Genomic DNA, 20,216 nt, shown 5'->3' on the forward strand with positions numbered 1-20,216 from the left:
AAGTCCGGTTTGGATGTGAGCCGCGAAATGACCACCACAGCACCGGTTCCCGCGCTGGTCGAGCAGTTCAAGGGCGGTCTGGACGCCCCGATCTGCTTGACCTGGGAATGGACCTACGCCTGCAACCTCGCCTGCGAGCACTGCCTGTCCTCTTCGGGCAGACGCGATCCGAACGAGCTGTCGACCGACGAGATGAAGGCCGTCATCGACGAGCTGCAGCGGATGCAGGTCTTCTACGTCAACGTCGGCGGCGGGGAACCCACCGTGCGGCCGGACTTCTGGGAACTCCTCGACTACGCCATCGACCACCAGGTCGGGGTGAAGTTCTCCACCAACGGGCTGCGCCTCGACCCGGAGCGCGCCCGGAGGCTGGCCGCCACCGACTACGTCGACGTGCAGATCTCCCTCGACGGCGCGACCCGCGAGGTCAACGACGCCGTGCGCGGCCCGGGATCGTTCGACATGGCCATGACCGCGCTGCAGAACCTCTCCGACGCGGGCATGCGCGACTTCAAGATCTCGGTCGTGATGACCAGCCAGAACGTCGACCAGCTCGACGACTTCAAGGCCATCGCCGACGGTTTCGGCGCGCAGCTGCGCATCACCCGGCTGCGGCCCTCCGGGCGCGGCGCCGACGTGTGGGACGAGCTGCACCCCTCCGACGCGCAGCAGCGGCAGATCTACGACTGGCTGGTCGCGCACGGCGACCAGGTGCTCACCGGTGACTCGTTCTTCCACCTCAACGCCCTGGGGTCGACCCCGCTGCCGGGGCTGAACCTGTGCGGCGCGGGCCGGGTGGTGTGCCTGATCGACCCGGTCGGCGACGTCTACGCGTGCCCGTTCGCCATCCACGACGTGTTCAAGGGCGGCAACGTCCGCGAGGAGGGCGGTTTCGCCCGCGTGTGGCGGGAATCGGAGCTGTTCAACGACCTCCGGCAGCCGCAGTCGGCGGGTGCCTGCGCGTCCTGCTCGCAGTACGACGCCTGCCAGGGCGGGTGCATGGCGGCGAAGTTCTTCACCGGGCTGCCGCTGGACGGGCCCGACCCCGAGTGCGTGCAGGGGCACGGGCAGTCCGCGCTGTCCATCGTGGACAAGAGCGTGCTGCCGAAGTCCACTCAGGACCACTCGCGGGCGTCGCAGCGCAAGAAGGTCGGGCTCGGGATGCCGACCGTCCCGGCCAAGCCGTGCGACTCGTCTCCGCTGGTGAGCGAGCCGTGACACTGGTCGATCCGGTCGAGATCGGCCGGACCCGGGCTCCCTCCCGGGTGCTGTTCGGCCCGCACGAGACCAATCTCGGCCGTGAGCGCGACATCTCGGACCGGCACGTCGCCTACTACGCCGCCCGCGCGGCGGGTGGGACCGGCGTGCTGGTCACCGAGATCGCTGGCGTGCACGACTCGGACTGGCCCTACGAGCGGGCGCCGCTGGCCTCGCGCTGCGGTCCCGGCTGGGCGGCCGTCGCCGAGGCCTGCCGTCCACAGGGGACGGTGGTGCTCGCGGGTCTCGGGCACTCGGGGTCGCAGGGCTCGTCGGCGTTCTCGCAGCGCGTGCTGTGGGCGCCCTCGCGGGTGCCCGACGTGGCCAGCCGCGAGATGCCGATGGAGATGGAGCAGCTCGAGATCGACGCGCTGGTGCGCGGTTTCGCCGACGCGGCCCGGTTGGCGGTCGGCAGCGGGCTGCACGGGGTGGAGCTCAACGCCGGGCAGTTCTCGCTGCTGCGGCAGTTCCTGTCCGGGCTGACCAACCAGCGCGGTGACGACTACGGCACCGACCGCACCCGACTGCTGCGCGAGGTCCTCGCCGCCGTGCGCGAGGCGATCGGCGACGGCGTGCTCGGACTGCGGCTGTCCTGCGACGAACTCGCCCCCTGGGCCGGGATCACCCCGGAGGCCGCGGCCGGGATCGTCGAGTCGATCCGCGACCAGGTCGACTACCTCGCCGTCGTCCGGGGTTCGGCGATGGGCACCTCGGCCACCCGGCCCGACCTGCACACCGAACCGGGCTTCAACATCGATCTGTGCCGCGGCATCCGGGAATCCGCCGGTGACACCCCGGTGGTCCTGCAGGGCAGCGTCGTCGACCCCGGCCAGGCCCAGTGGGCCCTCGACGACGGCGTCGCCGACCTCGTCGAGATGACCCGGGCCCAGATCGCCGACCCTGACCTCGTCGCCAAGACCCGCGACGACGTCCCGGTCCGCCCCTGCGTCCTGTGCAACCAGAAGTGCGCGGTCCGGGACAACCGCAACCCCCTCGTCACCTGCATCGCCAACCCCACCGCCGGCCACGAAACCGACGAGATCCCGATTTCAACGGAAATCGGGTCCTCGGAACCGGTGCTGGTGGTCGGGGGTGGTCCTGCGGGGCTGGAGGCCGCTCGGGTGCTGGCGTCTCGTGGGCGGCGGGTGGAGCTCGTCGAGCGGGACGAGCGGCTCGGAGGCATGGCCCGGACGGCGGCAGAAGTCGCCGGCCGGGAGCGGTTGCTCGGGTTGGTCGAGTGGCTGGAGGGCGAGGTCCGACGGCTCGGCGTGCAGGTGCGTACCGGGGTTGAAGTCGGACCCGAGGAGCTGGACGGGCGGGAGGTCGTGGTGGCGACCGGGTCCGCGCCCGGACCGCGGAACTTCAAGGTCGACGGGGGAGTGGTGCTCGACGTCGTCGAACTGCTCGGCGGCCAGATACCGGACGGCCCGGTGGTGGTGCACGATCCCGTCGGGGACTTCGTCGGGGTCGGGGTCGCCGAGCTGCTGGCGGCTCGCGGGGTGGAGACGGCGATCGTGACGCAGGATCAGGTCGTGGGCACCCAACTCGCGCTGACCGGCGACCTCGCCGACGCCAACGCCCGGCTCCAGCGGGCCGGAGTGGCGCTGGAGAAGCGCTCCCTGCTGCGCGAGGTCCGCGACGGGCACGTGGTGCTGGAGGACGTGTTCACCGCCGAGACCCGCGAGCGCCCGGCCGCCGCCGTCGTCCACTGCGGACACCGGCTGCCCGATCAGCGGGTCGAGGGCCTGCCGATCGGCGACTGCGTGGCGCCGCGCACGATCCACGAGGCGGTCCTGGAAGGCCGCCGGGCGGCGGGAGGTCTGCGATGAGCCGCTACCTGTTCTCCCCGCTGCGGGTGGGGCCGGTGACCGTGCGCAACCGCATCGTGTTCTCCGCGCACCTCACCAACTACGCGCGCGACGGGCACCCGACCGAGCAGCACGCCGCCTACTACGCGGCGCGCGCCGAAGGCGGGGCCGGGCTCGTCATCACCGAGGAGCACTCCACCCACCCCACCGACTGGCCGTACGAGAAGCTCATCCACGGCTTCAACCCGTCGGTCGTCGAGGGCTACCGGCGCATCACCGAGGCGGTGCACGCGCACGGGACGCCGATCTTCGCGCAGCTCAACCACAACGGCGGGCAGGCGTCGTCGATGTACTCGCGGCTGCCGGTGTGGGCGCCCTCGCCGGTGCCCGACCCGATGTTCCGCGAGGTGCCCAAGGCCATCGACGCCCGCGAGATCGCCGAGGTCGTCGCCGGGTACGGGACCGTGGCCGCGCACTGCGCCGAGGGCGGCTTCGACGGGGTGGAGTTGCAGTGCTCGCACTCGTCGATCGTGCGCGGTTTCCTGTCCCCGGCCACCAACAAGCGCACCGACGCCTACGGCGGGTCGCTGGCCGGGCGGGCCCGGATCCTGCTGGAGATCATCGACGCCGTCCGGGACTCCTTGGGCCCGGATCGCGCGCTGGGCGTGCGGATCTGCGGCGACGAGCTGATCGAGGGCGGCACGACCATCGACGAGGCCGTCGAGGTCGCCAGGATGGTCGAGGCCACCGGCGAGGTCGACTACATCAACACCTCCATCGGGGTCGCGACCTCGACGCTGTACATGATCGAGGCGTCGATGGCGATCCCGCCGGGCTACGCGCTGTTCATCTCCAACGCGATCCGCCAGGCCGTGGACCTTCCGGTCGTCGGCGTCGGCCGGATCAAGGACCCGCTGCAGGCCGAACGCGCCCTGGAGGAGGGCCACTGCGACCTGGTCGGGGTGGTGCGCGGCCAGATCGCCGACGCCGACTTCGCCGCCAAGGCCCGCTCCGGGCACGCCACCGACATCCGAACCTGCCTGTCCTGCAACCAGGAGTGCGTCGGCCGGATGGGGCTGAACCGCTGGCTCGGCTGCATCGAGAACCCGCGCACCGGGCGGGAATCGGTGGCGCTGCCGATGCCGCGCAGGCGCGACCGGGTGCTCGTCGTCGGCGGCGGACCGGCCGGGTTGCAGGCCGCGGCCACCGCGGCCGAGCGCGGCCACCACGTGACGCTGTTCGAGCAGGCGCCCGAGACCGGCGGTCAGGTCGCCCAGGCCGCGAGCGTGCCGGGCCGCGCCGAATTCCTCGACGTGGTGCGGAACCTGCGCGCCGAGTGCGCCCGCCACGGCGTCGACGTCAAGACCGGCGTCGCCGCCACCGCGCAGCTGCTGCGCGAAGAACACCCCGACGCCGTCGTCCTGGCCACCGGAGCGCGTCCCGAAAAGCCTTGGTGGGCTGGTGATCTGGACCGGATCGTGGACGTCCGCGACGTGCTCTCCGGGGACGCGAGCCCGGAAGGCGAGGTGCTCCTCGTCGACGAGCTCGGGTTCCAGCAGGCCGCCTCGGTCGCCGAGCTGCTGGCCGACCGGGGCTGCCGGGTGCGGATCAGCACGCCGGGCATGGTCGTGTGCCAGGACCTCGGCGTCACGCTCGACATGGAGACCTTCAACATCCGCGCCCACGCCAAGGGGATCGGGCAGCGCACCGACGAGGTCGTCATGGGCGCCTCGGCCGACGGCGAGCGGGTGTCGCTGCAGATCCTCAAGCACACCACCGGCGAGACCACCGAGCACGTCGTCGACTGGGTGGTGTGCGCGGTGCACCAGAGCCCCGTCGACGAGCTGTGGCACGAGCTGCGCGACGCGCCGTTCCCGGTGCACCGGGCGGGGGACTGCCTCGCGCCCCGCCGCGCGCACGCGGCCGTGATCGAAGGACACCGAGTGGCGGTGGAACTGTGAGCGCCCTGCCCGACACCCTCGCGATCGTCGTCGTCCGCGACGGCGCGCTGCCCGCCGGTGCCGACGAGACCGTCGCCGAAGCCGGCGGAGCCGCGCTGCTCACCGGCACCGGCACGGCCCGCGCCGCCAAGGAGCTCAGCGCCGCCCGCACCACCTGGACCGTCGAAAGCGACGTGGTGGCACCGGGTTCGCTCGCCGCGACGCTCGCGCCGCTGCTCGGCGAGGTGCGGGTGGTGCTGCTGCCCGCCTCGCCCGACGGCCGAGACCTGGCTCCCCGCCTGGCCTTCACCACCGGCAGGCCGCTGCACGCGGGCGCCGTCCAGTGCGGCACCGACACCGCCGATCTGTCCCGAGTGGACGATCGGGTGCAGGTGCGGGTCCGCTTCACCGGCCCCGTCGTCGTCACCCTCACCCCGGGGGTGCGCGGAGTCGGAACACCGCTGCCCCCACCGGAACCCGTCCCGCTCGACGCAGCACCGGGCACCGCCCGCGACGCCGAGCTGGTCGAGGTCCGGCCGCCCGAGCCCGAGACCGTCGAGCTCACCGAGGCCCGCCGCATCCTCGGCGGCGGCGCCGGGCTCGTCCGCCCCGGCGAGGACGGCACCGCCGCGATGCGCACGCTCACCGAGGTCGCCGCCTGGCTCGGCGCCTCCGCCGGGGCCACCCGCGTCGTCACCGACGCCGGCTGGGCCGGGCACGACCGCCAGATCGGCACCACCGGCGTCGTCGTCGACCCCGACCTCTACGTCGCCTTCGGCATCTCCGGCGCCACCCAGCACACCGGCGGTCTCGGACGCCCCGAGCACGTCGTGAGCATCAACACCGACCCGCACTGCCCGATGACCGCCATGGCCGACCTCGGCATCATCGCCGACGCCCCCGCGGTCCTGGCCGAACTCGACCGCCGGAGACGAGATGACTGAAGTCGATGCCGTCGTCGTCGGCGCCGGTCCCGCCGGATCGGCCGCCGCACTCGAACTCGCCCGCGCCGGGCGCAGCGTCCTCCTGCTCGAACGCGGACCGTTCCCCGGCTCCAAGAACGTCTACGGCGGAGTCGTCTACGCCCGCGTGCTCGACGAGGTGCTGCCCGAGTGGTGGCGCGAGGTGCCCGTGCAGCGCTGGGTGACCCGGCGCAGCACCATGATGCTCACCGGCCACCAGGCGCTCACCGTCGACTTCCGCACCGAGGACTGGGGCAGCGCCCCCTACAACGGCATGACGACCTTCCGCGCCGACTTCGACTCGTGGCTGGCGGGCAAGGCCGTCGACGCCGGGGCGCGGCTGGTCACCTCGACCGTGGCCACCGACGTCCTCCGGGAGAACGGCCGGATCGTCGGCGTGCGCACCGACCGGCCCGACGGCGACATCCGCGCGAAGGTCGTGATCGCCGCCGACGGCGTCAACGCCTTCCTGGCCAAGCAGGCCGGGCTGCTGCCCGGCACCGACCCCGAGCACCAGACGCTCGGCGTGAAGGAGACCCTGGCGCTGCCGCGCGCGACCATCGACGAGCGCTTCGGCCTCAGCGGCGACCAGGGCGCCGACTTCGAGATCCTCGGCTGCACCGGCGACATCGCCGGCGGCGGGTTCCTCTACACCAACCGCGACACCGTCAGCGTCGGCGTCGTGCTCTCGCTGACCGACCTGGCGAAGTCGGGCAGGCGGCCGGAGGACGTGCTCGCCGACCTCAAGGCGCACCCGGCGATCGCGCCCTACCTGCGCGGCGCCGAGCTCAAGGAGTACTCCGCGCACCTCATCCCGGAGGGCGGCTACCGCAGCATGCCGCCGCTGTCCACGCCCGGCATGCTCGTCACCGGCGACGCGGCCGCGATGTGCCTGGCGGCCGGGATCTGGCTGGAGGGCGTCAACTTCGCGATCGGATCCGGCCTGGCCGCCGGGCGCACCGCCGCCGAAGCCGTCGCGACCGGCGGCGGGCTCGACGGGTACCGGAAGCGGCTGAAGTCGTCCTTCGTGCTCGCCGACCACGAGCGGCTGCAGCGCGCGCCCGAACTCGTGCTCTCCGACCGGGTGCAGCAGCAGTACCCGAAGCTGCTGTGCGACTTCGCCCAAGGGGTGTTCACCGTCGGCAACCCGGCGCCGAAACCCCGGCTGGGCAAGCTGTTCCGCGACACCGCCGCCCGTCACGGCGTCCGGCTGCGGCAGCTCGCCGCCGACGCCTGGACCGGTCTGCGCACCTTCGGCTGAAAGAGGCGGGCATGTACCGAGACATCTCCTTCGAGGACCGCATGGGCACCGTCGACTTCGACGTCGGTGAGCGCGCCCACATCACCGTCGACACCGAGATCTGCCGGTCCTGCACGACCCAGGCCTGCGTGTCGGCGTGCCCGGCGAAGCTGTTCGTGCCCACCGGCGACGGCGGCATCCTGTTCAACTACGAGCAGTGCTTCGAATGCGGCACCTGCTACCAGATCTGCAACAACGCCGGGGCCATCACCTGGACCTATCCCGACGGCGGCAACGGCGTCGTGTTCCGGAGGGGCTGACAGACATGCGCATCGCAGTGGCGCTGAGCCGGTCGTGGCAGCGCGTCGAGGTCGATCCGCTGACCGGCGCGCTGGGCACCGCCCACCGGGGCGAGACGCCCGCCGAGCACGCGGCGCTGGAGCACGCGCTGCGCCTCGCCGAGCTCACCGGCGGCAGCGTGCACGTGCTGGCCGCCGGCCCGCCGGAGACCGAGGAGGGCCTGCGCGACGCCCTGGCGGCCGGGGCCGACCGGGCCACCCGCGTCGACCTCGACACGCCCCTGAACTCCTTGGCGCACAACGGGTCCGCGGCCCGCTCGCTGGCCGCCGCGCTGCCCGAGACCGACCTCGTGCTCTGCGGCGACCGGTCCGCCGACGGCGGCACCGGTGCGACCCCGGCGTTCCTGGCCGCGCACCTCGACGCCGCCCAGGCGCTCGGCGTGGTCCACCTCGAGCTCGACGGCGACCGGGTGGTCGCGCACCGCCGGCTCGACGGAGGTGCGCGCGAGGTCCTGCGCCTGCCCAGCCCCGCCGTCGTCTCCGTCGAGGGCGGTCTGCGGCTGCGCCGCGCCCCGCTGCCCGCCGTGCTGGCCGCGCGGGAAGCCGAGATCGCCGTCGTGCCCGGCACACCGCCGGACACCGCCGCCGACGTGGTCTCCACCCGGCCGCGCACGCCGCGACCGCGCGCCTACCCGCCGCCCAGCGGCGACACCGCCCACCGCCGGGTCCTGGAGCTCACAGGGGCGCTGGTCGACCGCACCCCGCCCACCGTCGTGGGCCCGCTCGAGCCCGCCGCGGCGGCCGACGAGCTGCTGGCCTACCTGCGGCGTCAGGGGTACCGGTCATGAGCCGCGTCGCGCTGGTCACCGGAGCCGCCCGGGGAGTGGGCGCGTGCGTGGTGCGGCAGCTGGTGGCGGAGGGCTGGCAGGTCGTCGCCCTCGACGTGTGCGCCGACCTGCCCGGCGTGCCCTACCGGCTCGGCACCCGCGACGAGCTGCGCGAACTCGCCGACGCGCACCCGGATTCGGTGCGCGAGGTCGTCGCCGACGTGCGCGACGCCGACGCGCTGGCCGGGGCGGTGCAGGTCGCCGAGGCCGAGTTCGGCGGGCTCGACGCCGCCGTCGCCGCGGCCGCGATCATGGCCGGTGGCACGCCCCTGTGGGAGACCCCCGACGTCGAGCTGGACCTGCTCTTCGACATCGACGTGCGCGGCGTGGCGAACCTGGCCCGCGCGGCCGTCCCGGCGATGCTGCGCCGCCCCGAACCCCGCTCCGGCCGGTTCGTCGCGCTGGCCTCGGCCGCCGCGCACCGCGGCCTCTACCACCTGGCCGGCTACAACGCGGCCAAGCACGCCGTGGTCGGGCTGATCCGGGGTCTGGCGACCGACCTGCGCGGCACCGGGGTCAACGCCACCGCCGTCTCGCCGGGCTCCACCCGCACCGACATGCTCACCGCGACCGCCTCCTACTACGACCTCGACGACGTCGAGGAGTTCGCGACCCACCAGGTCGTCGACCGGCTCCTGGAACCCGAGGAGGTCGCCGCGGCCGTGTGTTGGCTGTGCGACGAGCGCGCCTCGGCCATCACCGGCACCGTCGTGCACGCCGACGGGGGGTTCACCGCGTGAAGCTCGTGGCCGATGCGAGCCTGCGGCGCTTCGACGACGGCCGGACCGTCGCCGGCGGTTCGCCGTACCGCATCCTGCGGCTCACCGCGCGCGGCTCGGAACTCCTCGACGAGTGGCTTGCCGGAAAGCCCGTGACCAGCCAGAACCCGCTCGTGCGGCGGCTGGTGCGCAGCGGGATGGTGCACCCCCAGCACGAGACCGGGAGCCTGCGGGCCGAGGACGTCACCGTCGTCATCCCCGTCCGCGGCCCGCGCCCGAGCGCGCTGCTCGACGCGCTGGCGGGGATGCGGGTGCTGCTCGTCGACGACGGCTCGCCGACACCGATCCCCGGCGCCGCGGTCCGCCACGACACCCCGCGCGGTCCGGGCGCGGCCCGCAACGCCGGGTGGCGGCTCGCCGACACCCCGCTGGTGGCGTTCCTCGACGCCGACACCGTTCCCGAGCCCGGCTGGCTGGACCCGCTGCTGCGGCACTTCGACGACCCCGACGTCGCCGCCGTCGCGCCGAGAGTCCGCAGCAGGAAGGGGGATTCGGCGCTGGAGCGGTTCGAGCGGACCTGCTCACCGCTGGACCTGGGCGAGCGGCCAGGACCGGTGCGCGCGGGCAGCCGGATCAGCTACGTGCCCACCGCCGCGCTGCTCGTGCGCACCGAAACCCTGGTCGAGCTGGGCGGTTTCGACGAGTCGCTGCGCTTCGGCGAGGACGTCGACCTCATCTGGCGGCTGACCGCCCGCCACCAGGCCCGCTACGAACCCGCCGCGATCGTCGAGCACGCCCCGCGCCCCAGCTGGCCCGCGCTGCTGCGGCAGCGCTACGGCTACGGCTGCTCGGCCGGACCGCTCGGCAGCCGCCACGGCGAGAACGTCGCGCCCGTGCGGCTGTCGCTGTGGAGCGCGCTGGTGTGGCTGCTCGTCATCCTCGGCCGCCACCGCTCGGCGCTGGTCGTGACCGGCGCGGCGGCGGTGCTGCTCACCCGCAAGCTCGGCGCGTTCGGCATCCCCGTCCGTGAGTCGATCACCCTCGCGGTGCGCGGGAACCTCGGCGCCGCGCGGCTTCTCGCCGACTGCGCCGGGCGGGCGTGGGCGCCGCTGGCGATCCCGCCGCTGCTGCTGAGCAAGCGCGGACGCCTCGTGCTCGCCTTCGTCGCCGCCCGCCACCTCGCCGAACCGCGCGAACTCGACCCGCTGCGGCACGCCCTCGCCCGCGTCGCCGAGGACGCCGCCTACGGCTGCGGCGTGCTGCGCGGTGCCCTCCGCGAGCGCAGCACCACCGCGCTGCGGCCGGTGCTCACCGACCGGGGCGGGCGCGCCAGCGTCCCCGTCGGCGGTGATCCGGCGTGAACTTCGGCGAGACCACCTGGCCCGAGCTGCGGGAACCCCGGCTGCTCGCGGTCCCGGTCGGCGCCACCGAGCAGCACGGCCCGCACCTGCCGTGCACCGTCGACACCGACATCGCCGTCGCCCTGTGCGAACGCCTCGCCGAGCAGCGCGAGGTCGTGATCGCGCCACCCGTGGCCTACGGCTCCAGCGGCGAGCACGCCGCGTTCCCCGGCACCCTGTCGATCGGGCAGGCCGCCACCGAACTGCTGCTCACCGAGCTCGGCCGCTCCGCCGACGCCTTCAGCGGCGTCGTGCTCGTCTCCTGCCACGGCGGCAACGCCGTCCCGGTCCGCAACGCCGTGCGCACCCTGCGCTCCGAAGGCCGCCGGGTGCTGGCCTGGTCGCCGACCGGCCGCGCCGACGACAGCCACGCCGGACGCACCGAGACCTCGGTGATGCTCGCCCTGCGCCCGCACGCAGTCCGCCTCGAACGAGCCGAAATCGGCAACACGGCACCGCTTTCCGAGCTCATCGACCGGTTGCGCGCCGGTGGCACGGCGGCGGTCAGCGCCAACGGCGTCCTCGGCGACCCGCGCGGCGCGAGCGGCTCCGAAGGACGCCGCATCCTGCGCTCCTGGACCGACGACCTGATCGACGTCATCGACGCCTGGGATTGAATCCAACACGCCCGAGGGGCCGGGTGCGTTGAGAAGGCCCGCACAGGGCTAACCTCTAGGCCGATCAGCCCAGAAAGATACTCCGTGCGGGCCGATTTCATCGTGGATGATCCCGTGCTCGGCAACGCGACCCGGGTCGGTCGCGTGTCGGGTTCCGACGGTCGCTGGGGGCGGCGTCCGCTGGGCGGATCGAGAGGACCTTTCGGGTGACGATTGAGAAGGACCCCGTAGCAACGGATGTGGGACAACCGCAGTGGAGCGCCGTGCCACCGCGGGAGAAGCGGGACCGCGCGATGTGGTTCGTGGCGGGAGGGGCGCTGCTGGCGGGTCTCCTGTTCGCCGTGATCGACGTGCACTACAACGGCGGGCGCTACATCCCGTCGCTCGACGACGCCTACATCCACTTGCAGTACGGCAAGCAGATCGGGCGCGGCGAGTTCCTGCGGTTCCACGACGGCGAACCGATGAGCACCGGCGCCAGCAGCCTGCTCTACGTGCTCGTCCTCGGCGCGCTGTACGCCGTCGGCCTGCACGGCGGCCTGCTGATGCCCGCGGCCGTGCTGCTCGGCGTCGTCTGCCACGCCGCCACCGCGGCCGGGGTGCTGCTGCTCGGGCAGCGCCTGGTCGACCGTGCCACCGGCCGCTGGGCCGGAGCGCTGGTGGCCTTCAGCGGCCCGATGCTGTGGGGCGCCACCAGCGGCATGGAGATCACGCTGACCTCGTTCCTGCTGGTCGCGACGCTGCTGATGGTGGTGCGGGAAGCACCGTCCGGGCTGTTCCGGTGGACCCCGGTGCTCGCCGCGCTGGCGGCGCTGTCCCGGATGGAGGTGCTGGCGTTCCTCGTCGCGCTGGTGCCGCTGATGATGCGCGCCACCCGCCTCCGCAGCGGCCTCGCCCGCATCGGCGCGATGGCCTGGTGCCTGCTGCCGTTCGCGGTCGTCGGCGCGCAGCTGCTGCTCTACCGGCTGGCCACCGGGCACGCCTCGCCCAACGGCTCCCAGTCGAAGTCGCTGACCAGCATCCCGCACTTCAACCTCGGCGAGTTCGTCGGCAAGACCTCGGAGAACTTCTCCCAGTTCCTGCAGATCCTCAGCGGGATCAGCAGGCAGGACTTCGTGCTCCCCGGCGCCCTGCTGCTCGCCGCCATCGGCGTGGTCGCGCTGAGCAGGCACGACGACGCCCGCCGACTCGTCGGCGTCACGATCGGCGCCGGCACGGTCCTGGCGCTCGGGGCGATCTCGACGATGGGCACCGCGCTGTGGCAGCAGGTCCGGTACCTGCAGCCGTTCCTGCCGCTGGTCCTGCTGGCCACCGTGGTCGGCATCGGCGCGGTCGTCGGCGCGCTGCGCCTGCCCGGCCGCGCGGCCACCGGAATCCTGCTGATCGCCGCGCTGTTCACGGCCGTGTCGGTGCCGATGTGGGCGCACGTGATGGTCGTCGAGTCGGCCAGCATCCGGGAACGGCTCGTCACCCTCGCGGCCTGGGCCAAGGGCGGGCTGCCGGAGGGCGCGCGGCTGGGCGTGCACGACGTCGGTGCCGCCGCCTACCTCAGCGGTCACCCCACCGTCGACCTCGTCGGGCTCACCACCAACGACCTCGCGAAACCCGCGCTCAACGGGATGGGCTCGCTCTACGAGAAGCTGCGCACCCTGCCACCCGACCAGCTGCCCGACTACGTCGCCGCCTACGACGCCATGCCCGGCGGCATCGAGCTCGACAAGCTCGCCGCCGCGGGCGTCTACACCGACCCGGTGCTGGCGACCCCGCAGATCACCGTGAGGAAGACCGACTGGAGCCTGTTCGGCTCCGGCGACCGGCCGGAAACCCCTGTGCGGGGCCGGATCCGTGATCACGTCAACGTCGGGTCCATGGACTCCGAGCGCGCGCACGAGCACCGCTTCATCGCCGCGCGCTCGGACTTTCCGCCGATGACCGAGCTGCGCACCGTCGACTCCGGCGGCAGACGGATGGTCGACAGCGCCCGGCACATCTGGGGCGAGGAGGAGTTCACCCTGCACCACCTCGAACCCGGCGAGCCCGTCCAGCTGATCGCCCGGCACGACGCCAGCGGGCCGAAAGGCGGCTTCTACACCGGGATGCGCGAGGTGCGGGTGTTCGCCGGAGGCGTCGACCTCGGCAAGCACGAGCTGGTGCCCGATCCGAAGGGCTGGAACGAGTCCGTGATCGAGATCCCGGCCCGGCTGGTGACCGGGCCGGACCTGACGGTGCGGATGGGCGCGACGCAGGAGTTCGTCGGCCCCTACCCGGACTACAAGTCCTTCGGCTACTGGGCCGCGCAGTGAGCACCGGGTTATCGCGCGGTTACCGGGTTGTTGAACGGTTACCGAGCTGTGCGGTGGCACCCGGCGAATCCGGGAAAACCGCCCTCTATAGTCGATCGCACGGGCCGGCCCAACGGTGTGCAGGCGCGAAAACTCCTGCCTGGAAGGACCCGTTGGGTTGAGCGTGACGAAAGAGCCGGTCGTACCGGAGTTAACCGAAACGACGAGACGCGCGGACGTGCCCGCGCGCCGGTGGCGCCTCGACCGGATCGGGATGTGGGCCGTGCCGCTGGTGGCGCTGGCCGCCGGACTGGCGTTCGTGCTGATCAACGTGCACTACAACGGCGGCCGCTACATCCCGCCGCTGGACGACGCCTACATTCACGCCCAGTACGCCAAGCAGATCGGGCAGGGCCAGTTCCTGCAGTACAACGACGGTGACCCGATCTCCACCGGTGCCAGCAGCCTGCTCTACGTGCTGGTGCTGGGTGCGTTCTACTTCCTCGGGGTGCACGGCGGGCTGTTCCTGCCCTTCGCCGTGCTGTTCGGCGTCGTCTGCCACGCGCTCACCGCCGGAGGCGTCGCGCTGCTGGGCCGTCGCGTCGCCGGGCCCGTCGCGGGCGTGTGGGCGGGCTTCCTGGTCGCGCTCAGCGGTCCGCTGCTGTGGGGCGCCTCCAGCGGCATGGAGGTCTCGATCACCGCGTTGCTGCTGGTCGGCACGCTGCTGATGCTGGTGCGGGAACTGCCCGGCGGAGTCTTCCGCTGGACCCCGGTGCTGGTGGCGCTGGCCGCGCTGTGCCGCCTGGAAGCGCTGGTGTTCCTGCTGCCGGTGCCGCTGCTGATGATCTACCTCAGCGCGCGCCGCGCCCGGCCCCTGCCGGTGCGGATCGGGTCGATGATCTGGTCGGCGCTGCCGTTCGCGGTGATCGGCGCGCAACTGCTGTTCTACCTGGTCACCACCGGTCACTCCTCGCCGAACGGCTCGCAGGCCAAGTCGCACCTGTCCATGCCGAACCTGAGCTTCGGCGAGCTGGCGGGCAAGACCGCGGACAACTTCTCGGCGTTCATGGAGATCCTCGCCGGCCTCAACCGGCAGGACTTCGCCTTCCCCGGTGCGCTCGCGCTGGCCGCGCTCGGCGTGGCGGTGCTGGTGCGCGACGGCGGCCCGCGCCGCTGGGCGGGCTGGACGATCGGCATCGGCACGGTCCTGGCGCTCGGGGCGATCTCGACGATGGGCACCGCGCTGTGGCAGCAGGTCCGCTACCTGCAGCCGTTCCTGCCGCTGTTCGTGCTCGCCGCCGTCATCGGCCTGATCGAGGTCGGCAAGCGGCTGCGGCTGGGCGACAAGACCCCGGTGGCGCTGCTGGCGGTGGCGGCGCTGTTCACGGCCCTGTCGGTGCCGACCTGGGTGCACAACGCCGTGCAGGACTCCGGCGGCATCCGGGAGCGCGTGGTCGCGCTGGCCAACTGGACCAAGGGCAACCTGCCGGAGGACGCCCGGCTGGGCGTGCACGACGTCGGCGCCGCCGCCTACCTGGGCGGGCACCCGACCGTCGACCTCGTCGGGCTGACCACCAACGGGCTGGCCAAGCCCGCGCTCAACGGCATGGGCGCGCTCTACGAGGAGCTGCGCGCGATGTCGCCCGAGGACCGCCCCGACTACATCGCCATCTACGACCGGATGCCCAACGGCGTGCAGTTGGAGCACCTCGCTGAGGCCGGCGTGCTCGGCGCCCCGGTGCTCGCGCTGCCGGTCATGACGGTCTACAAGGCCGACTGGAGCTTGATCGACACCGGTGACAAGCCGATCCGCCCGGTCAACGGCACCATCCGCGACTACGTCGACGTCGGGTCGATGACCTCCGAGGCCGACCACGACCACGTGGTGCGCACCGCGCGCGCCGGGTTCCAGCCGATGACCGAGGCGCGCACCCTCGAAACCGGTGGTCACCAGGTCGTCGACAGCGCCAGGCACATCATCGGCGAGGAGGAGTTCACCCTGCACAACCTGGTGCCGGGCAAGCAGGTGCGGCTCATCGCCCGCCACGACTCCACCGGCCCCAAGCCAGGCCTCTACACCGGTGCCCGCGACGTGCGGGTCTACGCCGACGGCACCGACCTGGGCAAGCACTGGCTCAAGCCGGAGCAGAAGGGCTGGTCGGAGACCGTCATCACGATCCCGGGGAACCTGGTGACCGGCCCGGAGCTGACGGTGCGGCTGGCGCCGATGAGCCCGTTCGGCCCGTCCCCGGACTTCCAGGCCTTCGGGTACTGGGCGGTTCAGTAGCGCGGCGTGACCTGGGCCGGGCGCGGTTGACACACCGCGCCCGGCCTTTGTGTACTCGGCGGGTGGACGAGCGGATGGCGGCCGGGGCCCGCACCAGCGTTCCCGACTGGCCCGCGCAGGTCGCCGTCGACCCGGACGGGACGAGCTACACGCTCGTCGGGATCGGTGACCCGGCCGAGGCGATCGTGGACTCGTGGGTGGGGGAAGTTTTCATGAAAACTTCCCCCACCCACAACAGTCCGGTGTGGACGATCCAGGTCGACAGCGCCGAGGAGGCCTTCGAGGCCCTGGACGAGCAGCTGGCGCGGGCGCGGGTGGGGTGGCGGCTGATGCTGGCCGGTCCGGAGGCCGACGTGCTGTCCCTGCGGGCGCGGGCGATCGCCGCCGGGGCCGTGGACGAGGAGATCCGCTGCCGGGTCACCTCCCGGGATCGGCTGCTGGTGCACTGCGCGCACTGCACCGCCCAGACCCCCGCGACGACCTCGCCGGGCTCCCGCCTCACCTGCTCCGGTTGCGGGCAGCCGCTGCACGTCTACGCCCACGTCTCCCGCCACCGGGGCTCCTACCTGGGGTTCCACGCCGACGTGGAGGCGTTCCGGTGACCCTGCCCGAGCGCGTGCGGCGGTTCCCGTGGCCGCTGGAAGGCGACCGCTACCGCTACGGCGTCAACGTCGAGGCCGCGCCCCGCGCGCACCGCACGGCGGCGGGGGAGTGGGGCGGCACCGTCCTGGACCCGCACGCCGGCTACGAGGCCGAACTCACCGAGCGCGCCGAGATCCTGCGCCGCGACCCCGGCAGGCACGTCGAGCTCCCGCACATGCGCGCGGCCGGGTGGGACGCGCTGCTGCACCTGCTCGCCGAAGCCGCCGCCACCGACCCGGCGATGACCCTGAGCAGCACCGGGGACCGCGAATTCCACTGGGAGAACAGCAGACTCGGCGTGAGCAGGCGGTTCCGGTTCGGCGACGAGGACTCGCTGGGCGAGCCGCCGCTGCGCTTCGCCGCCTCCCAGGTCAACGACGACCTCGTGCTGCTCGACGAGCGCGAGGGGCGGCTGTTCGCCGACGCCGGGGTGGTCACGTTCGCGTCGAACTGGTCCATCGAGTTCGTGCTCGGCATGTCGTTCACCGAGCTGCACGGGCCCGTCCCGCGCGACCTCGCCGACGGCGCGATCCCGCGCGCCGAGCGGTTCCTTCTGGGCCTGCAACCCGGCGACTGCTACCGGCGGCTGAACTGGAGCTCCACCGTCGGGCACCGGCTCGACGCCTCGCTGGAGACCTACGACGAGTGGGGAGCCGAGCGCGGTTCGATCGGCGACCTCGGCGAGACCCTGCACCTGCGGGTGGAGGTGCAGCACCTGATCCGGCTGCCGCTGACCGGCTCGATCCTGTTCCTCATCCGCACCTACCTGCTGCCGATGCGGGAGCTGGCGCTGGTCCCGGCCTGGCGCGAGCAGTTCGCGGCCGTGCTGGCCGAACTGCCCGACGAGATGGCCGACTACAAGGGCTACGGCGAGATCCGCCCGGAGCTGCTGGAGTGGTTGCGGCGATGACCCGGCTCACCGTCTCCGACACCCGCCTCATCGCCGACGGCGTCCGGCGGATCCGGCTGGTCGGCGACGTGCGGTCCTACGTGCCGGGCAGCCACATCGAGGTGGTGCGCGGTTCCCGGCGCCACGCCTACTCGCTGACCGGCGACGGGTTCCGGCCCGAGCACTACGAGATCTCGGTGCGGCTGGGCTCCGGCGACTCGCGCTGGATGCACCGGCTGGCGCCCGGCGACGTCGTCGAAACCGACGGTCCCCGAAGCGGTTTCGCTCCCGTGCAGACCGCTCGGCACCACCTGCTGGTGGCCGCGGGCATCGGTGTCACGCCGATCCTCTCGCACGTCCGGGCCGCGCGGCTCTGGCAGCGCTCGGTCGAGGTCCACCACGTCTCCCGCAACGCCGTGCACGCCGAGGACCTGCCCGGCGCGCACCTGACCCGCTCGCGCGCCGAGTTCTGGCGCGGGCTCGACCTCGCCGACCAGCCGCTGGGCACGCACCTCTACGTCTGCGGCCCGGTGCCGTTCACCGACGAGGTGCTCGCGCGGGCGCGCGCGGCGGGCTGGCCGCGCACCCGGATCCACACCGAGCGCTTCGGCGTGCTGCCCGCCCCCGGCGAGCCGTTCACCGCCCACCTTCGCCGCACGGGTGCGACGGTGCCCGTCGGGGCGGGCGAAACCCTGCTGGAGGCGCTGGAATCGGCCGGTGTCGAGGTCGCGCACCGCTGCCGCCGGGGCGTCTGCGGCGAGTGCGTCACGCCGTTCACCGCCGGCGAGCCCCTGCACCGCGACCTCTACCTCTCCGAACCCGAGACGGCCACCTCGATCGCCCCCTGCGTCTCCCGAGCACGAGGCCCCCTCGAACTCGACCTCTGACCCGCGGTGCGCGAGAACCGCCCCGGGCTCCCGCGGGGCGCGGGGCGGCAGGGGGCAGTTTTAGCCATAACTGACCCGACATTTCGGACATCGAGCGCGGGCAGTTATGGCTAAAACTGTCCCCTGGTGACGTTCGCACCCTGCCGGACCACAGCTCAGGACGCCTTCCAGGCGCGGGGGTGGAGGAGGCGGAGGCCGTTGAGGGCCACCAGGATCGTGGAGCCCTCGTGCCCCGCCACGCCGAGCGGCAGCGGGAGGTGACCGACGAGGTCCCAGGTCACCAGCACCGCGATGAAGGTGCCCGCGATGACGAGGTTGGCCGTGACCACGCGGCGGGCGCGGCGGGAGAGCTCGATGACGGCCGGCAGCGCGTGGAGGTCGTCGCGCACGATGATCGCGTCCGCGGTCCGCAACGTCAGGTCCGAGGCCGCCCCGCCCATCGCGACCCCCGCGTGCGCGGTGGCCAGGGCCGGGGCGTCGTTGATGCCGTCGCCGACGAACGCGACCCGGTGCCCGGCCGACCGCATCGCCTCGACCTCGTCGAGCTTGCGCTCCGGCAGCAGTCCCGCGCGCACGTCGGTGATGCCCACGTGCGCGGCGATCTCGCTCGCCCCGGCGGCGCTGTCCCCGGTCAGCAGCACGGGATCGCCGGTCAGCGCCCGGGTCGCGGCCACCGCCTCGGCGGCTTCCGGGCGCGGCCGGTCGGTGATGGCCAGCAGCCCCACCGGCTCGCCGTCCCGCCGCACCAGCACGGCCGTGCTCCCGGCGGCGACCTCGAAGTCCTCGGGTGCGGCGCCGATCTCGACGTGGTGGCCGTCCACCCGGGCGGTGACGCCGCGACCCGGCAGAGCCGCGAAGCCCTCGGCGGGCGGCAGCGTCAGCTCCGCGCGCTCGGCGGCGCGCACCACGGCCGTCGCCAGCGGGTGCTCGCTGGGCCGCTCGGCGGCCGCGGCCAGCCGCAGCAGGTCCTCGCGCGAGAACGCCGGGTCCAGCACCCGCACCTCGGCGACCTCGGGGGTGCCTCGGGTGAGCGTGCCGGTCTTGTCGAAGGCGACCTTGGTCGTCGTGCCCAGGTGTTCCATCACCACCGCGGACTTGACCAGCACGCCGTGCCGCCCGGCGTTGGCGATCGCGGCCAGCAGCGGCGGCATCGTGGCCAGCACCACCGCGCACGGCGAGGCGACGATCATGAACGTCATCGCCCGCAGCAGCGATTCCCGCAGGTCGGACCCCAGCAGCAGCGGGATGGCGAACAGCGCGACGGTGGCGATGACCATGCCGATCGAGTACCGCTGCTCCACCTTCTCGATGAACAGCTGGGTGCGCGCCTTGGTCTGCCCGGCCTGCTCGACCAGCGCCGCGATCCGCGCGACCACCGAGTCCTCCGCGCGGCGCCCGACCCACACGCGCAGCGACCCGGTGCCGTTGAGCGTGCCCGCGAACACCTCCGAGCCGGTCGTGACGTCCACCGGCAGCGGTTCACCGGTGATGGTCGCCTGGTCGACGTCGCTGGAGCCGGACAGCACGGTGCCGTCGGCGGGGATGCGCTCGCCGGGGCGGATCAGCACCTCGTCGCCGATCTCCAGCTTGGCGGCGGGCCGGACCTGCTCGACGCCACCGGCGGTGACGACGGTGGCGGTCTCGGGGGCGAGGCTGAGCAGCCCGCGCACGGAGTCCTCGGTGCGCGCGGTGGCCAGCGCCTCCAGCGCGCCGGAGGTCGCGAAGATGACGATGAGCAGCGCCCCGTCGGTGATCTCGCCGATGGCGGCCGCGCCGATCGCGGCCAGCACCATCAGCAGGTCGACGTCGAGGGTCTTCTCCCGCAGCGCCTGCAGCCCGGCCAGTCCCGGTTCCCAGCCGCCGGTGGCGTAGCAGGCCAGGTAGAGCGCCCACCAGGACCACTCCGGGGCGCCGGCCAGCTGCAGGGCGAGGCCGGCGAGGAACAGGCCGAGAGCGGCGGCGGCCCACCGCATCTCGGGCAGCGCGAACAGCCTGGTCCGCGCGGGTGGCGCGAGTCGCGGGGCGGCGGGGGCGGACGTGACCACGGGTGAAGACCTCTCCGCAGTTCCGGGCATGACCCGCACAGGAGAACACATGAAC

The 20,216-nt window shown here is 73.2% G+C and carries 16 protein-coding genes; 15 read left to right on the forward strand and 1 reads right to left on the reverse strand.

Annotated elements, in window-relative coordinates:
• Positions 1–27 precede the first annotated feature (27 nt).
• The 15 genes from mftC (at position 28) to BM424_RS13980 (ending at position 18,116) form a co-directional block, all read left to right on the forward strand.
• Positions 28–1,218, forward strand: a complete 1,191-nt coding sequence (gene mftC, locus BM424_RS13910; protein WP_093417361.1) for a mycofactocin radical SAM maturase — start codon at positions 28–30, stop codon at positions 1,216–1,218.
• Positions 1,215–3,086 carry a mycofactocin system FadH/OYE family oxidoreductase 1 gene (locus BM424_RS13915; RefSeq protein ID WP_093417364.1) on the forward strand — a complete coding sequence of 624 codons (1,872 nt, stop codon included), beginning with the start codon at positions 1,215–1,217 and terminating at the stop codon, positions 3,084–3,086. Before mftC ends, BM424_RS13915 begins: the two co-directional genes overlap by 4 nt.
• Positions 3,083–5,026 (forward strand): mycofactocin system FadH/OYE family oxidoreductase 2, encoded by a 1,944-nt coding sequence (locus BM424_RS13920; RefSeq protein WP_093417366.1) that lies wholly within the window; start codon positions 3,083–3,085, stop codon positions 5,024–5,026. The genes BM424_RS13915 and BM424_RS13920 overlap by 4 nt, the downstream gene beginning before the upstream one ends.
• On the forward strand, positions 5,023–5,949 hold the full coding sequence (locus BM424_RS13925) for a mycofactocin-associated electron transfer flavoprotein alpha subunit (RefSeq protein ID WP_093417369.1): 927 nt from the start codon (positions 5,023–5,025) through the stop codon (positions 5,947–5,949). Before BM424_RS13920 ends, BM424_RS13925 begins: the two co-directional genes overlap by 4 nt.
• Positions 5,942–7,228, forward strand: a complete 1,287-nt coding sequence (locus BM424_RS13930; RefSeq protein ID WP_093417372.1) for an FAD-dependent oxidoreductase — start codon at positions 5,942–5,944, stop codon at positions 7,226–7,228. Before BM424_RS13925 ends, BM424_RS13930 begins: the two co-directional genes overlap by 8 nt.
• An 11-nt stretch (positions 7,229–7,239) precedes the next feature.
• The gene (locus BM424_RS13935; RefSeq protein ID WP_093417374.1) at positions 7,240–7,527 is read left to right on the forward strand and encodes a ferredoxin family protein; all 288 of its coding nucleotides are present in this window, start codon (positions 7,240–7,242) and stop codon (positions 7,525–7,527) included.
• Between the two features lie 5 nt (positions 7,528–7,532).
• A complete protein-coding gene (locus tag BM424_RS13940; protein WP_175548090.1) occupies positions 7,533–8,354 on the forward strand; it encodes a mycofactocin-associated electron transfer flavoprotein beta subunit in 822 nt (273 codons plus the stop codon).
• Positions 8,351–9,133, forward strand: coding sequence for a mycofactocin-coupled SDR family oxidoreductase (locus BM424_RS13945; protein ID WP_093417380.1), 783 nt, complete (start codon positions 8,351–8,353; stop codon positions 9,131–9,133). Before BM424_RS13940 ends, BM424_RS13945 begins: the two co-directional genes overlap by 4 nt.
• Positions 9,130–10,473, forward strand: coding sequence for a mycofactocin biosynthesis glycosyltransferase MftF (gene mftF / locus BM424_RS13950; protein ID WP_093417382.1), 1,344 nt, complete (start codon positions 9,130–9,132; stop codon positions 10,471–10,473). The genes BM424_RS13945 and mftF overlap by 4 nt, the downstream gene beginning before the upstream one ends.
• The gene (gene mftE / locus BM424_RS13955; RefSeq protein ID WP_093417385.1) at positions 10,470–11,129 is read left to right on the forward strand and encodes a mycofactocin biosynthesis peptidyl-dipeptidase MftE; all 660 of its coding nucleotides are present in this window, start codon (positions 10,470–10,472) and stop codon (positions 11,127–11,129) included. The genes mftF and mftE overlap by 4 nt, the downstream gene beginning before the upstream one ends.
• 206 nt (positions 11,130–11,335) lie before the next feature.
• Entirely contained in the window at positions 11,336–13,432 is a 2,097-nt protein-coding gene (locus BM424_RS13960; protein ID WP_139274063.1) for a glycosyltransferase family protein, read from the forward strand.
• A 217-nt stretch (positions 13,433–13,649) separates the two neighbouring features.
• On the forward strand, positions 13,650–15,698 hold the full coding sequence (locus tag BM424_RS13965; RefSeq protein ID WP_093417390.1) for a hypothetical protein: 2,049 nt from the start codon (positions 13,650–13,652) through the stop codon (positions 15,696–15,698).
• Between the two features lie 62 nt (positions 15,699–15,760).
• Positions 15,761–16,300 carry a dimethylamine monooxygenase subunit DmmA family protein gene (locus BM424_RS13970; protein WP_139274064.1) on the forward strand — a complete coding sequence of 180 codons (540 nt, stop codon included), beginning with the start codon at positions 15,761–15,763 and terminating at the stop codon, positions 16,298–16,300.
• Positions 16,297–17,250: a heme-dependent oxidative N-demethylase family protein gene (locus BM424_RS13975; RefSeq protein ID WP_217649703.1), complete on the forward strand. Its 954-nt coding sequence runs from the start codon at positions 16,297–16,299 to the stop codon at positions 17,248–17,250. Before BM424_RS13970 ends, BM424_RS13975 begins: the two co-directional genes overlap by 4 nt.
• Positions 17,247–18,116, forward strand: a complete 870-nt coding sequence (locus BM424_RS13980) for a PDR/VanB family oxidoreductase (protein WP_093417396.1) — start codon at positions 17,247–17,249, stop codon at positions 18,114–18,116. Before BM424_RS13975 ends, BM424_RS13980 begins: the two co-directional genes overlap by 4 nt.
• Positions 18,117–18,271: 155 nt before the next feature.
• On the opposite strand, the gene BM424_RS13985 is transcribed toward BM424_RS13980, so the two are convergent.
• Positions 18,272–20,191, reverse strand: coding sequence for a heavy metal translocating P-type ATPase (locus tag BM424_RS13985; RefSeq protein WP_093418204.1), 1,920 nt, complete (start codon positions 20,189–20,191; stop codon positions 18,272–18,274).
• Positions 20,192–20,216 lie beyond the last annotated feature (25 nt).

Origin of the sequence: Saccharopolyspora flava, from assembly GCF_900116135.1 — a bacterium.
GTDB lineage: Bacteria > Actinomycetota > Actinomycetes > Mycobacteriales > Pseudonocardiaceae > Saccharopolyspora > Saccharopolyspora flava.